The following is a 15,431-nucleotide window of genomic DNA, read 5'->3' as shown; positions in this document are numbered from 1 at the left end:
GCCTTATCCTTTCACTTTTCACTCCTGCGTTTTTAGTACTCATATTTGGGTATGCATTGAATATGGATGTAAAAAATGTTACCTTTGTCATTTATGACCAGGACAGAACACCTTTTACACGGCAATTTGCTCAAATGTTTATGCACAGCGAATATCTATCCTGTAAAGGGTATGTAACCACATACCATGACATTGATGTAGCCATTAACAGCGGAAAAGCCGTGGCAGCACTGGTTATACCCTACAATTTTACTGAAAACACCAAAAGTGGGAGCATTTCAAAACTACAACTTTTGCTTGATGCCTCAGATTCAATGTCGGCTACTATCGCATCAGCATATTTTACTGCTATCGTATCGCAATATAACTTTGAATGGCAGAAAAACCGCTTAAACCGCACAGGTTTGGGTACACTACAAATGCCTGTAAGCATTGAAAGCAGAGTATGGTATAATGAGGAGCTGCAAAGCAAAAATTTTGTAGTGCCTGGCATAATAGTTATTGTACTTGCTATCATCAGTGCTCTTATCACTTCTCTTACTATAAGTCGCGAGTGGGAGCGTGGTACCATGGAAAGTCTTATCACAACACCAGTACGCTCCCGTGAGGTTATTGCTGGCAAACTCATTCCTTATATTTTTATTGGTATATTTGATGTGGTTATCACATATCTGGTAGGGTACTTTGTGTTTGCTATTCCCATCCGTGGCAGTTTCACAGAACTGTTGCTTGTTTCAGTGCTATTTTTAATAGGCACTTGCACCTTTGGATTGGTTATTTCTTCAGCAACACGCATACAGGTGCTTTCCATTCAGGTGGCAATGATTGCAACATATCTACCTACAATACTTTTGTCTGGTTTTATATTCCCAATTAAAAATATGCCCATTGTTTTGCAAGCTATAACGTATATTATACCCGCACGTTACATGATTTCACTTATTAAAGGCATTGCCCTTAAAGGATTGGCTGCAACACTTCTTTCCACACAGATTATCTTTATGGCAGTGTTTGCACTTGTTATGATTCTTGTTGCCATCAAAAAAATAAATTTACGTTATGCAGGATAATTACTATGAAGCTATCGCTGAATAATATCAAGATTATGGTAAAGAAAGAGTTTGCCCTTGTGTTGCGAGATCCTAAACTGAGGGCAATTATGATCGTACCACCAATTCTTATGACACTGGTATTTGGCTATGCGGTAAATACCGATGTTAAGAATGTATCCTTTGCTGTCTTTGACCGTGATCGTACTTCTACAAGCAGAGAGTTTTTACAGCAGTTTGTTGCCTCGCCCTATTTTGTAATGCACGCTTTTATTGATTCACCAAAGCAAGCCATACAGCTTATTGAGAAAGGTAATATTGATTTTTATCTTGAAATACCGGAAAATTTTGCAAAAAACATAAAAGCGGGTAAACCAGTTTGGCTGCAGGTCATCCTTGATGGCACCGATTCAAGCAGAGCTTCAGTTATTCAATCCTACATTAATTCACTGACTTTACAGTATATGCAGGAACGCTTTATCACTACAATTAAGATGAAAATTGCACAGCAGGCAAAATCTGGAATTTCACAGGGTGCAATTGAGCTTGTACCACGCTACTGGTTTAATCAAGATCTAAAAAGCATTAATTTTTATCTCCCCGGTGTGATAGCGATGCTTATCTCCTTGATAACTATTCTTCTTACTGCAATGTCAATAGTAAAGGAGCGTGAAGCGGGAACCATTGAACAGATCAGAGTGTCGCCACTTACGCCCAATGAATACATCATTGGCAAACTGGTGCCCTTTGCCATTATCGCATTTGTTGATATTTTCATCATCACATCTATTGCAATTTTCTGGTTTGGGATCCCTTTCAGAGGAAGCTTTATTTTTCTACTGTTGTGCGGTGCAATCTATATCATTTCTACTCTTGCTATAGGGTTATTCATATCAACTGTTTCTTCAACTCAGCAACAGGCAATGCTATCATCATTTATGTTTTTTGTGCCGGCTATACTTCTTTCAGGAGTTATCTTCCCAATATATTCTATGCCTGTTTTCTTCCAGCTTATCACATACTTTAATCCAATGCGCTATTTTGTGGAGATAGTCAGAGGTGTCTTTTTAAAAGGAATAGGCTTTACCTACCTGTGGCACAATATGGTAATTCTTGTCATTATGGGCGCTGCAATACTCAAAATAAGTGTATGGCAATTTGGTAAAAGGTCATTGTGATATGGATACAGTAATAGTTGAAAATCTCACTAAACGCTTTGGCGATTTCACAGCAGTTGATTCGGTAAGTTTTTCTGTTGCAAAAGGAGAAATATTTGGCTTACTGGGGCCAAATGGTGCAGGTAAAAGTACTACCATTAAAATGCTCTGCGGATTATTGCGCCCTGACCAGGGAAAAGGGACAGTGGGAGGATTTGATATCATTGCACAGCAATGGGAGATTAAAACAATCATTGGATATATGTCACAAAAATTTTCCCTTTACGAAGACCTGACAATTGAGGAAAACTTAGAATTTTACGGTACTGTTTATGGGCTTAAGAATAAAAAACTGAAACAGCGTATGGATGTTATTTATGAACTGGTTAATATTAAAGGCCTCAAGAATACACTGGTTAAAACCCTCCCTTTAGGCATTAAGCAGCGATTAGCTTTGGGCTCGGCGCTCATTCATGATCCGCAGATTTTATTTTTAGATGAGCCAACATCGGGAGTTGACCCGCTCATGCGTCGCATTTTTTGGGATGAGATTTACACTTTGGCAAAGGAAGGCAAAACAATATTTGTTACCACACATTATATGGATGAAGCAGAACACTGCAATCGCATAGCGCTGATTATTGCTGGTAAGATTATTGCTCTTGATACACCACAAAGTCTAAAGGAAAATTTACCATATACAATTGTTAAAATTACAACCCAAAGTTATCTTAAGGCGTATAATGTATTAAATAAAGCCGATTTTGTAATTGAGGTTGCCCTCTTTGGCGCTGATCTGCATGTGGTGCTTGCAAAAAAGTTTAAAAATTTTTCAATGATAAAAAACTTGCTGCGTTCACACAACATACATGATGTCACGCTTGAACCAATACTCCCCACACTTGAAGATGTGTTTGTAATGAGCGCACGGTGATGAATATTTATATTGACAACGTGTTGAAACAAAATAACAATTTTTTTATAATATTGGTACACGGTAGCAGGTTTACAACATATAGCAGTAACATCTGTGAGATTGAATTCAAAAGACGAAAAATACTCAAACTGTTACAAAAGCACTCTATCAGCACTTCAAAGCTTTTCTTATATACTCTACAATGTCACCTGCCTTCATTATGCTGCTACAGTTTTCAGCACAGTAGATATCAGCAGCCTTTCCGTGAATGTAAACACCCAAGGATGCTGCAACAAATGCATCATAGCCTTTTGAAAGGAAAGATCCAATACAACCAGCAAGCACATCTCCTGAACCACCTGTAGCAAGAGCAGGATTGCCAGTGGTGTTGATTGCAGTAGTGTGCTCACTTGCTACTATGGTTGCCGGCCCTTTCAATACCACTACGCTCTTTAATTGTTGCGCTATCTGTTCTGCACTATCCACCCTGTTTTTTATTATTTCTTCAACAGGCTTTTTTATAATGCGGGCAGCTTCTTTGAAATGCGGAGTAACAATGCAGCGTTGGGGAAGTTTTATTTGTTGCCACAGCTGCGCCACAAAATAGAGCCCATCACCATCAATGATTGTGGGAATATTATTTTCAAAAGCAACAGCACAGTAAGCTACAAACGTGGCAGCGGCAGCAATGTTTCTTCCCATACCCGGGCCAATTACGCACGCAGTGGGCCTTGCGCTTGGCACTATTGATTCAAGCTCATCTTTTATTCTGTTACATGTTTTCTCAAATTCTGCACTGCCATACATATCTAAAGAAAATGGTTTGCCATCATATCTTATGTCAATGCTTTGTGTAATGGCTTCTTTTATTTTCCCAGCAATAATTGAACGAGCCTGCGCAGTTGTAACTACTCTCACCAGCCCTATACCGCTGGCAAACGCTGCCTCAGCGCACAGCATAATTGCACCTTCCATACCATTAAACCCACCAATGCATAAAAGGTGTCCATTTGTTCCCTTATGCAAATCATAAAAAGTATTGGGGCGATAGTTACTGTTAAAAAACTCCTTGTCAATTAATTGCCGTGAAATGCTTGCTGCTGTTAAAAGTTTTGCAGGAAATCCAATATCAGCAACAACGATGTTGCCAGCATAGTGCTTTCCCGGATAGGTGACAAGATTAACCTTTGGTAATCCCATTGTTATGGTAGTGTGCGCATTGACAATTACATCTGATTCAATAGGCCCATCTGCAGGCAGGCCGCTTGGCATATCTATGGCAACCACCTGCCTGCCACTTTGATTGATGAAATTAATAACCTGCTGCAATACACCTTTTGGCTGTCCTGAAAATCCAGTGCCAGTGAGTGCATCAACAATAAGGTGGTATTGTTTTATGTCAATTGCATGCAATGAGTCCGGTGACAGCAAAATGCACTGAATACCTGCTTGCTTACATACATCATAGTATATCTTTGAAGATGGTGTAAGCTTATCGATATTACCCAATACAAATACTTCAACTGGTTTGTGTTGCGAAAGCAAATAGGCTGCTACAAAGCCATCGCCGCCATTATTCCCAACCCCACAGAACACTGCAACAGACTCAGGATTAACGTTATTCAATATATATTCAGCAACCGACTTTCCTGCCAGTGCCATCAACACCTCACCTGGTATACCATAGTGTTGTATGGTGAGGCGGTCAATCTCTTGCATCTGCTGTGCTGTGACTACTTTCATGCGTTATTTCCATTCATACACTTCTAATCCTGTTGAGTACGCATGGTATGAATACAACTTACCTTCACTGGTAATATCAATATCCGAAAACAATGCCTGTTGTGGAAATTTACACCGTACATTCCCTATTATTGTTCCATCAAAGCTGTATAGCATAAACTTCACTTCATTGGGGTCTTCCACATTCCATACATAGATATATTTGTTCTGTGTAACTGTAAACAACTCATTCTTTGGTTCAGATATTTTGAGCAATTCAACATGCCGGGAATCTTTAATATCGTATTGGAATAATTTTCTGTACTTAAATCTTGTATTATGATAATAGGCAACACTAAGTATAAAGCTTTCACCACTATGCAATATCCGTATATTTTCAATTTTGCCAGTATACGATGTGGTAGCATCAATAGTATCAGTAAAATAATTTCTAGTGAAGGTCATGTAGTAATCCCGCTGTCGTTTATCAAACCGGTACACGCTCCATATATCATACGTGCGTGCTATGACAAAAAGCCTATCCTTTTTATCAATTTCCAGATGCTCAATATAATAAAAAGGCACTGTTGGCATGCCGGTTTGGCCTATTGTATATTGCAGTTTGCCTTCAGGATCAAATACCAGTATAAAAGATGGTGACATGTCAATCTGTGTTCCTGCTGCATCTATGCGCTGTACCGAAGCTAATCTGTTTTGAACATATAGATTATCATCTGCGTCAACCACCATAGTGCCTATTATATCAAACTTAACCTGTGTTTTTTTTACTTCCTTACCATCTGCCATTGTACTTACATTGCCAATAGCTATCAGGCATTTACCATCCCTGTCAAATACAAGTACTTTCTTTTGTATGTTATCCTTTACGTATACCCTATCATCCGAAAGCACCACTCCAAAACTCATATCAAGTAGGCCTGATTCATTATAATTAATACTTACCGCACTTAATGTAGCACCTGATGGAATTGCACATACCTTGCTTGAAGAAAGATCGGTCACTCTGAAATATCCACATGTAAGCAGCATACTACATGCTGAAGCCATCAATATTCTTTTTATCATACAGTTCATCCCTTATCAGTAACTATCGCCATATATATGCTGTAACCATTTGTAGTATGTGCCTGCCTTTTTTTCAACATAAAAAATCCATGGCCATTATAATTACATATTGTTATTGCCTTGACAAAATCAATCTGTTTTTGGCACGATAGTACACGCATACATTAATACATATATAACAAGGAGATCGGCGTATGGATTTTAATTTATCTGAAGAACAACAGATGGTCAAAGATATGTGCAGGAAGTTTGCGGAAAACGAACTTGCACCAAAAGCTGAACACTATGACCGCACACATGAATTTCCATGGGAACATGTAAAAAAATTAGGGGAAATGGGAATGATGGGCGTAGTATACCCCGAAGAATACGGTGGTTCGGGTATGGATTACCTCACTTACGCCATTGCTGTTGAAGAAATTTCACGAGGGTGTGCATCCACCGGTGTTATCGTTTCTGCCCATAATTCATTGTGCCTTTCACCTATTTATTATTTTGGCACTGAAGAGCAAAAAAAGAAATACCTGCCAAAATTATGTTCTGGTGAATGGATTGGCTGCTTTGGCATTACCGAACCAGGTGCTGGTTCTGACGCAGCAGGTACAAAAACTACTGCAGAATTCAAAAACGGCAAATGGGTACTCAATGGTACTAAAAATTTTATAACAAATGGCGGAGTTGCCAATGTAGCTGTAGTGATGGCTGTTACAGAAAAAGGTGTAGGGCATAAAGGCCTCAGTATGTTCATTGTTGAAAAAGGCACTCCCGGTTTTTCAGTTGGCAAGACCGAAGACAAATTAGGCATTTGTGCATCTTCAACAACTGAGCTTGTATTTGAAAACTGTGAAATCCCCGAAGAAAACATTTTAGGTAAAAAGGGCGATGGTTTTAAAATTGCCATGCATACACTGGACGGCGGACGTGTTGGCATTGCTGCACAGGCGCTTGGGATTGCTCAAGCTGCATTTGACGCTGCAGTCAAATATGCACTAGAACGAGTACAATTCAATCAGCCAATAGCTCGGCAGCAGGCAATTCAATGGATGATTGCAGATATGGCTACTGAAATCCAGGCAGCACGGCTTTTGACATATCAGGCGGCCATGCTCATTGGCAGCGGACCTGATCGAAGGCGATATTCCAAAAATGCTGCAATGGCAAAACTTTTTGCTTCGGAAACTTCACACAGGGTAACCCATAAGGCATTACAGATTTTTGGCGGATATGGGTATATAAAAGATTACCCAGTAGAAAGATTTTACCGGGATTCACGAATTACCGAAATATATGAAGGAACTTCAGAAATTCAGCGACTTGTTATTGCATCAAATGTATTGAGTGAATATCAGCAACGAATATAACAAAATGTTGAGGCATAGATCTTATGCCTCAACAAACAATATTATTATGAAAGATGATTATACAACAATATTAAAAGAAATTCAGCAAACTATCGCTTCCTTTTCAGAAGGTAAGATATCATTTAACCAAGCGCTGCATAAATATACTGTATTTAAAGAAAAAGCGCAACAAGCACAACAACAACCCCGGCACGAAAATCATATCCTCAATGTTCTTGCTACTCATAATGCAAAAAATTTTTCAATATTTTCTGCAATCGCAGTATATACCAAAAAAGAAAACAAAACCACTATTGCTCTGTATCATGGCCCCCAAACGTTTGTACAGCCACTGCTTGCTATATGTACAAGCACTTATTTTTCTTCTCCACCACGCTTTGTGATGGACTATGTGATAAACCAGAATGTATTGCAAAATTTCTCTTATCATAGCTCACTACTGTTTTATACAGAAAACCTTGCTATAATGTTTATAGCAGTATCTTCATCTTCATTTTTTTCAAAAGATGCTTTTCTTAAATTTGCTGCTCACCTAAAAGTTTTTACAAGCCCTTATAGTGTTGAGGAAATTATTTCGCTGGATGTACCTACTATAACACTAAAATATATACACCAGGTTTGCTCAAAGTTGTTGACACGTGGACCATGTTCACTATACGGGATATATCTCATATCACCATTTAGCACATTAAGCCATTTTGGATTGCACTCACTTAATGAAGTTTCAAGTTTAATCAAAAATGTTTTAATAGAAACATTTGGCCAATACAGTTTTGCACTATCCATGAATCTGTATTTGTGTATCACTCCTGATACTACGCAAAATGTCAAATCATTGAATTTTAACTATAAGGATATATCAATACCATCAAAGATTTTTCACAAAGTTATTGAACATGAAACTGATATAATACCAACAATTATCCAGATACTTCACTTCCATTAAGCAAGCGATAGTCACCATGAAAAAAACTCAGATTGTCATTATAGGCTCAGCTGATGATACACTTCATAATGATATAGCGTATGCAATAGGAGCATTTATAGCAAAAAACGGATGGGTGCTTATTACTGGCGGACGAACAGGAGTAATGGAAGCTGCTTCAAAGGGTGCTCATGAGCACGGTGGTACTGTGGTAGGAATATTACCATTTGACAGCTTTCATGGCGCCAATCCTTATTGCGATATTGTTATCCCTACAGGCATAGGTTTTGCCCGAAATAGCATGAATGTGCTTTCGGCAGATGTTGTTATAGCTATAGGCGGCAAAGCCGGCACCTTAACAGAACTTGCATATGCATGGCACTATGGAAAACCTATAATTTGCTGTGTATTCACCGGAGGATGGAGCAGGAGGATTGTTGACCAGCCCATAGATGACCGAAATAACGGTTGTATTTTTGCTGCATACTCATTAGATGAGGTGTTTGAAATTTTACAAAAGCTGGTAAATAAAGTATAAGTCTTCAAACGATATAGCTGGCAAAATATTCTATCACTTCTTTCTTATCATCCTTGACTGATACTGTTTTTCCACTTTGGACAACATACCCATTTGAAGTAAGGAAATCCATACCGTGGTTTGTTACATCTTCAAGGGAATAGATGTGCTTCAAATTTCGCAATTTTAATACGCTGTCAATTTCATGTTTAATAGCTTGAGTATTTGCATTACCACCAAGAGTATGCAGGGCGTACGCCACAAAATAATGAGGATATACGGGAATATCATGGCGTTGTTTAAGTTTTAACATCATTTTTGTATCCTCACCTAAGGTAGGGCTTGCCGAAAAATGTGATAATATAATTGGCCTTGATATGTGTATTTTGGTTACATTCCTGAATATTTTCAAAAATGAAACAGGATATTTCACAGGATTATAGTATTTATGACCAACTCCAACAGGAATTATCGCAATCTCTTCTGTTGTTTTCTGTAACAAATCACACAGTCCCTCAATAATCGCATCCTGGATGAATAATTCATTTAACACTTGCTTGGCCATAGGATTGGAATACATCACTGGTATACCATGTTCAACACAAGTTAACATATACTGCAGCAATGTTTCCCTGTAAACAATTGAAGAAAGTCTCATTGTATTGACAATGTACCCGCCACACAGCCTAAATAAAAACCGCAGCAGTGAATTTTCCAAAATCTGGCTGTCAACATAAAATCGCGGCAGAGGAATAGAAATAAATTTAATAAGCCCAAGCACAACAAAAAGTGAATCTGCTATGTCTTTGGCATTGCAAAAATACACTGGGTTTGCAGTCATCACAATCTTTTTTAGATATTTGATATCGCCTGTAAGCGAAATCCGCTCCTCAAAAAATTCTGTAATGCGGCGTCGATATAGTATTCCATAAAGATAAAAGAAAAGCCGTGCAAGCTTCAGTACAAGTACTGAAAATGTATATACATATCTGTCGCTTATGCTTTCATAATAAAATTCAATGATAGTTTTGATTTGCGCTTCATAATTTGATTCATTAAGATTATTGTAGAGCGATAGCTCATACAAATACCCCTTAGTGCCAGACAGTTTCTGCAATAACTCCATGTACGCATGCTTCTGATGTAAAATTTCATTTTTGATATTACCGCTACAAAAAAATTGCATGAGCTTTTCAACCACAATTTGTTTAAATATCATACCGCTCATGCGCTCAATGCCTTTCTTGCGTTCCTTTGCTTTTATGCGTGCACGGCGCGTAAGGATTTCATATTTTGCAGGATTCTTAATGGTTTCTATGAGAAGCCATGGATCTCGCTTATTAAGAAGCACATCATATAATGAACGGTATATTGGCATAGTAAGTTTATATTTATTTGCAAGCTCAATTATAGGCTCAATTGCATAGGCACCTTCAACAAGATAATGCATCCGCCTGCTCATTCTCTCCAGCACATTCTCTGGCTTAAAGCGTAATAACAGTTTATCAAAGAAACCAAGCGTAGTACCCTTATGGGTTATCTGCTGTGCAATTTCCCTGCCAAAACGCCTGTTACGGCTGTGATCGCTTAATGCTGTCGCAACCAAGTCTCCCAATCCCGCTATCCCCATAATGGTTTTTTCCTGTGCGCCCAAACACTTACCAAGCTCAAGCATCTCAAGATGCGCCTGTGCAATCAATGCCCCTGAAAGGTTATCACCACATTGCGGCAGGTNGCTTATTAACCCAGCTGCAATTGCTGCTGGATTTTTTAAGGTACTGCCACAATCCACACCAATGATATCATCCGTTGGTATGCATTCTAGATACTCGTTAGACAGCAGATTCATAAAAAAATTGATTGATGCTTTTGACCTGCTTGCAACATGCAGTGCAGTATGAAATTCCCTGCACACCTCTTCAGCGTGGCTTGGACCATAGAGTGCACATACCTTGTCGATCAAAAATGGGATTGCAAGCTCAATAGTCTGCGACATGGTATAAATACCTGATCCCACTTTACAAAATCCTTTAGAAAGATAGCCACAATATACCTGTGCATTTAAATAGCGGCGTATTCTAGTACAGATGTCGTACACAACTTTTGAAGGGGTTGCAATAATCACTGCATCAGTCCCTCTGACCGACTCTTTCAGATCACTATATGCAATAATATTACTAGCTAATTTCACATCTGGCAGGTACATGTTATTAATATGTTGCGTATTAATTGCACGAACTACATCCTTTTCATAAGCCCACATCCTTACAACTATCTCAGGGTGATTATGAGCTATAACATTGGCAACAGCTGTTCCCCATGAACCTGCACCTATCACAGTTATAGCTTTTGTCATAGTATCATCTGTAGTGCTCTGCATACTGTATCCTTATAGAAATACTTACGCAATACAATAAAATAGTCCCAGTAAAAAAAAATGGGAGATACAGTCTCCCATTTTTGCTGCTACTATACACTCAATGCTACATATAGTCAAGATAATCTTTTAATTTTCGTGCACGGGTAGGATGACGTAGACGACGCAATGCCTTAGCTTCAATCTGCCTAATACGCTCACGAGTTACCTTAAATACATATCCCACTTCTTCAAGAGTATGCGAATACCCATCGTCAAGCCCAAATCGCATACGAATAACCTTCTGCTCACGCGCAGGCAACGTGCTTAATACTGCATTTATCTGTTCTGAGAGCAGCCGGTAGGCAGCAGTGTTCACCGGCGAATCAACTTCTTTATCTTCAATAAAATCACCAAGGAGTGAATCTTCTTCTTCGCCAATTGGTGTTTCAAGCGATATTGGCTCGCGCGCTACATTCTTCACGCCTTTTACTTTGCTCACAGGCCAACCTAATCTATCAGCAAGTTCTTCTGGACTTGGTTCACGTCCAAATTCCTGCTGGAAAAGCCGAGTTTCGCGCATTACTTTATTAATCTGCTCAATCATGTGCACCGGTATGCGTATGGTACGTGCCTGGTCAGATATAGCCCTTGTTATTGCCTGACGTATCCACCATGTAGCATAGGTAGAAAATTTATAACCTTTACGGTACTCAAATTTATCAACCGCTTTTATTAATCCAATATTGCCTTCCTGTATAAGATCAAAAAAGTGCATACCTCTGTTGGCATATTTCTTGGCAATGGACACAACAAGGCGTAAGTTTGCATTAATAAGCTCTTTCTTTGCCATTGAAATTTTGCGATGCCCTATCTCAATCTGAGTTCCCCACTCCATGATCTCATCGCAGGTTGCTCCAGCCTCCTGTTCTATTCTGCGTATTTTACGTTCATTGTTTCTGATATCTTTCACTATTTCAAGAATTTCATCTTTAGTCTTGGCCTTGAGCTCTTTTAGTATCTTTTTTACATCTTCATTCTTCTCAAGTTTACGGCCATACTGCTTCAACTCTTTAACCGATTTTCCAAACTGATTCTCAAGACTACTAAAAAACTGCCGCGTTTCTTTTATCCTGGTTACCATGGATAAAATACGCTGTGCTGTTTTATTTATTTCATTTTCGTGTACCTGCAAATTAATCAGGGCATCTTTTATTATTTTACGTGATTCAGCTATTTTTTCTTTTAATTCCTGTGCTTTTTTTGAATCTTCAGTTAGTTTCCTCAGTTTATTCTGGTACTGCATTATTTTTTTGTCTTCGGCTATTATCACGTTCATGTTGTCTTCATAGCGCTTTTCAAGATCATGCATGTCAAAAGAAGAAAAGTAGTAGAGTTTATTTATACGCAATATATCAGTAAGCTTTATCTTACCGCTTTTAACCTTTGAATGATTTTTAATAAGCTCATTTAAAAGTACGGTGGAATCCAGTACAGCATTTTCAATCAGGATTTCGCCTTCTTCAATTCGCTTGGCTAATTTTACTTCTTCATCACCCGATAAAAGTGACACCTTGCCAATTTCTTTTAAATACAGCCGAATCGGGTCATCAGAAATAGCTGTTTCCTGAGTTTGTGCTGCAGCTTTCTTTGAATGAGACTTTTCTTTTTTCAATGGTACTGCTTCAGCACGGCGTGTGGGCTCTTCAACAACATCAATACCCAGCTGATTAAGAAGGATAAAAATATCATCAATTTTATCAGAATTTAATATCTTATCGGGCAAAATATCGTTAAGCTCATCATAGGTAATCTCACCATTGGTTTTTCCCAATTCCACAAGTTTTTTAACTTCTGGAATGCTTTCTAAAAGAACATCACCTTTTGCCATAATAAACTCTACCCTCAATATTTAAAAATTTATTATACCATTAAATTTTTGCACTGCTTTTATTGTAGATATACGAAGCTAATTTTTCTCTTTCGCGGCGTAATACCTCAATTTCGGTCATATAATATTGTGTATTCTCTTGCTCATTCTTCCTAATTTTTTCTACAAATTCATTAATTTTTTTGTCGATAGTATATAATCGCATATTTAATAGTATTTCTGAATACGCAATTTTAGGGTCCTCAAATGCAAACTGCTTTGAAAAACCCTGTGCAAGCAACTTTGCCTCCTGGCCTTCTGGATAAAAATCAAAGAGCTTCTCTAATGTAATAGGTTCATTTCTTTCATACAGGTCGATAATAACCTGGTAAATATTCTTTGCCACATCATCGGTAAATTGTGAAGGTGAACAGTCAACCACCGCATGTTCTATTAATTCCGGATAATTGCATAAAAGAAGCACCAGTTCACGCTGGCTTTTTGCATAAAAATCCAGTGATGAATTTTCGGTAACTATCGCCCTCCCATTTAATTTGTGTCCCTTTACAAAACGTTCATAATCTGCACGTATGGCCTGTTCTGGAATCTGGAACATGGTTGACAGCTTTTTAAAGTACGTTTGCCGCTCTACTTCCGAAGATATATCACGAAGTATAGGTAAAATATGCTTAAGTATATCAACCTGCCTTCCCTTTTGCTCCTGTATCACTCTTTCAATACGAAAATCAACCGGTTTTAACGCACTGTCAACAATTGCCATAAACTCCCGCATTCCATGCTTTTTAACAAAATCAAACGGATCAAGCTCGGGCAACTGTGCAATACGTATATCAATATTCAAATTTTGAGCAACGTCAAGGGAACGCAGCGACGCCTTTATCCCTGCCGAGTCAGCATCAAATACAATGACCACCTCAGTGCATAATCGCGAAAGTAGTTGCAATTGTTCAAGGGTTAACGCAGTCCCCAGAGGTGCCACAACATTTTGAATTCCTGCCTGATACACGCCAATGACATCTAAATAGCCTTCAACCACTATAGCCCGGCCAAGTTCTGCAATGTGTTGGCGTGATTTATTCAATCCGTAAAGAATATTCCGCTTTTGAAATACAGGCGATTCAGGTGAATTAAGGTACTTTGGATCGCCCTGTGCAATAATTCTACCACCAAAGCCAATAATTTCATTTTTTTGACCAAAAATTGGGAATATTACCCTGCCCCTGAACCTGTCGTAGTAATGGATTTCACCGTTTTTTACAACTTTATTGATATTTCCTGTTTTAACAGCCGTATCAAGCACAATATTCATTTTTTTTAAGGTATCAGTAACATAGCGCCACTGGTCAGGTGCATAACCAAGTGCAAATTCTTCAATACTTTGTTGCGTGACACCCCGATTAAGAAGATATTCCAGTGCATTCTTATTTTCAGGTTTGCGTAATGCCTGGCGATAGCTCTGCGCAATAATCTCATTTATTTTAAGGAGCCTACCATATTCATCATCCCTGAAATTCTTTTCTTCGCGGACGGGGATGCCAACTATCTCCCCTACAATTTTTACACTTTCCGCAAAGTCAACTCGTTCAACCTTTGATATAAATGTAAATACATTGCCACCTTCATGACAGCCAAAACAGTAAAACATCTGTTTATCAGGTGAGACGGTAAAAGAAGGGGATGTTTCTTTATGAAATGGACATAGACCAACGTAGTTCTTCCCCTTTTTGGCAAGGGTAGGAACATAGCGTTTTATAATATCTTCTATAGCAGCTTTGTGCCGTATATGTTCAATCGTATCTCGGGGGATAGCCATTTGATAGTAATATATATAACTATTTACAGATTTTCAAGTTTATTCTGTACAATCTGCTTTACAATTTGCCCATCAGCCTTGCCTTTGAGATCTTTCATAACCTGTCCCATAACCCTGCCCATATCCTTTTTTGTAATCGTACCCATTGATGCTATAACCTTATCAACATGAGCAGCAATCTCATCTTCACTCATCTGTTTTGGCAGGTACCGCATGATAATTTCTAGTTCCTGATTTTCCTTTAAAGCTAAATCATTTCTGCCTGCCTTTTCATATTCTGTGATTGCTTCTTTCCGTTTTTTTGCGCTGCGGGTTAAAACTTCAATTATTTTTTCATCTGTGAGCTCTTCAGTGCCTTTTGTCTTTTCATACATTATGTCGGACTTAAGCATACGCAGTGTACTAGCTAACAATTCATTTTTGTTTTTGATAGCTTCTTTAAGGTCAGATTCAATTGTGGCAAGGATAGTCATATTCATACCCCATAAGAATAGGACTTGAAGAAGTGAAAAAAACAAGAAATAGTAAGGGGAATTTAGACATATAATGGAAAACCATTTGTATGTCAACAAAAGTTTTTATAATAAATTTATTTTAATGCTACTTCAAAGAATATTTTTTCAAGTAAACTAATATAC

12 protein-coding genes are annotated in these 15,431 nt (G+C 38.3%); 6 read left to right on the top strand and 6 right to left on the bottom strand.

From position 1 onward, the window contains the following. The 3 genes from N3F66_12445 to N3F66_12435 all read left to right on the top strand — a co-directional run. The coding region (locus N3F66_12445; protein ID MCX8124954.1) for an ABC transporter permease at positions 1–1,070 on the top strand (1,070 nt) is incomplete at its 5' end. A gap of 5 nt (positions 1,071–1,075) precedes the next feature. Beyond that, positions 1,076–2,227, top strand: coding sequence for an ABC transporter permease (locus tag N3F66_12440; protein MCX8124953.1), 1,152 nt, complete (start codon positions 1,076–1,078; stop codon positions 2,225–2,227). Position 2,228: 1 nt separating this feature from the next. Continuing rightward, positions 2,229–3,140, top strand: a complete 912-nt coding sequence (locus N3F66_12435) for an ABC transporter ATP-binding protein (protein MCX8124952.1) — start codon at positions 2,229–2,231, stop codon at positions 3,138–3,140. A 150-nt stretch (positions 3,141–3,290) separates the two neighbouring features. Here the strand turns inward: N3F66_12435 and N3F66_12430 are convergent, their stop codons facing one another. Further along, the gene (locus N3F66_12430; GenBank protein MCX8124951.1) at positions 3,291–4,865 is read right to left on the bottom strand and encodes an NAD(P)H-hydrate dehydratase; all 1,575 of its coding nucleotides are present in this window, start codon (positions 4,863–4,865) and stop codon (positions 3,291–3,293) included. A 3-nt stretch (positions 4,866–4,868) separates the two neighbouring features. After that, positions 4,869–5,930: a hypothetical protein gene (locus tag N3F66_12425; GenBank protein MCX8124950.1), complete on the bottom strand. Its 1,062-nt coding sequence runs from the start codon at positions 5,928–5,930 to the stop codon at positions 4,869–4,871. 194 nt (positions 5,931–6,124) lie between these two features. Between N3F66_12425 and N3F66_12420 the strand changes: the two genes are divergently transcribed. The 3 genes from N3F66_12420 to N3F66_12410 are packed head-to-tail and all read left to right on the top strand — an operon-like array spanning position 6,125 to position 8,754. After that, positions 6,125–7,291: an acyl-CoA dehydrogenase gene (locus tag N3F66_12420; GenBank protein MCX8124949.1), complete on the top strand. Its 1,167-nt coding sequence runs from the start codon at positions 6,125–6,127 to the stop codon at positions 7,289–7,291. A gap of 46 nt (positions 7,292–7,337) precedes the next feature. Then, a complete protein-coding gene (locus N3F66_12415; protein ID MCX8124948.1) occupies positions 7,338–8,237 on the top strand; it encodes a hypothetical protein in 900 nt (299 codons plus the stop codon). A 16-nt stretch (positions 8,238–8,253) separates the two neighbouring features. Next, on the top strand, positions 8,254–8,754 hold the full coding sequence (locus tag N3F66_12410; protein MCX8124947.1) for a TIGR00725 family protein: 501 nt from the start codon (positions 8,254–8,256) through the stop codon (positions 8,752–8,754). 4 nt (positions 8,755–8,758) lie between these two features. Here the strand turns inward: N3F66_12410 and N3F66_12405 are convergent, their stop codons facing one another. The 4 genes from N3F66_12405 to N3F66_12390 form a co-directional block, all read right to left on the bottom strand. After that, the gene (locus N3F66_12405; GenBank protein ID MCX8124946.1) at positions 8,759–11,113 is read right to left on the bottom strand and encodes an NAD(P)H-dependent glycerol-3-phosphate dehydrogenase; all 2,355 of its coding nucleotides are present in this window, start codon (positions 11,111–11,113) and stop codon (positions 8,759–8,761) included. 103 nt (positions 11,114–11,216) lie between these two features. After that, positions 11,217–12,980, bottom strand: coding sequence for an RNA polymerase sigma factor RpoD (rpoD, locus tag N3F66_12400; GenBank protein MCX8124945.1), 1,764 nt, complete (start codon positions 12,978–12,980; stop codon positions 11,217–11,219). A 40-nt stretch (positions 12,981–13,020) separates the two neighbouring features. Continuing rightward, complete coding sequence (dnaG, locus tag N3F66_12395) at positions 13,021–14,793, bottom strand: DNA primase (GenBank protein ID MCX8124944.1); 1,773 nt, start codon at positions 14,791–14,793, stop codon at positions 13,021–13,023. Between the two features lie 23 nt (positions 14,794–14,816). Beyond that, positions 14,817–15,266: a GatB/YqeY domain-containing protein gene (locus N3F66_12390; GenBank protein MCX8124943.1), complete on the bottom strand. Its 450-nt coding sequence runs from the start codon at positions 15,264–15,266 to the stop codon at positions 14,817–14,819. Between the last annotated feature and the right edge of the window lie 165 nt (positions 15,267–15,431).

The organism is Spirochaetota bacterium, assembly GCA_026414805.1.
GTDB lineage: Bacteria > Spirochaetota > UBA4802 > UBA4802 > UB4802 > UBA4802.
The sequence above is the reverse complement of the archived record's forward strand: the minus strand, read 5'-3'. Positions and strand labels throughout refer to the sequence as shown.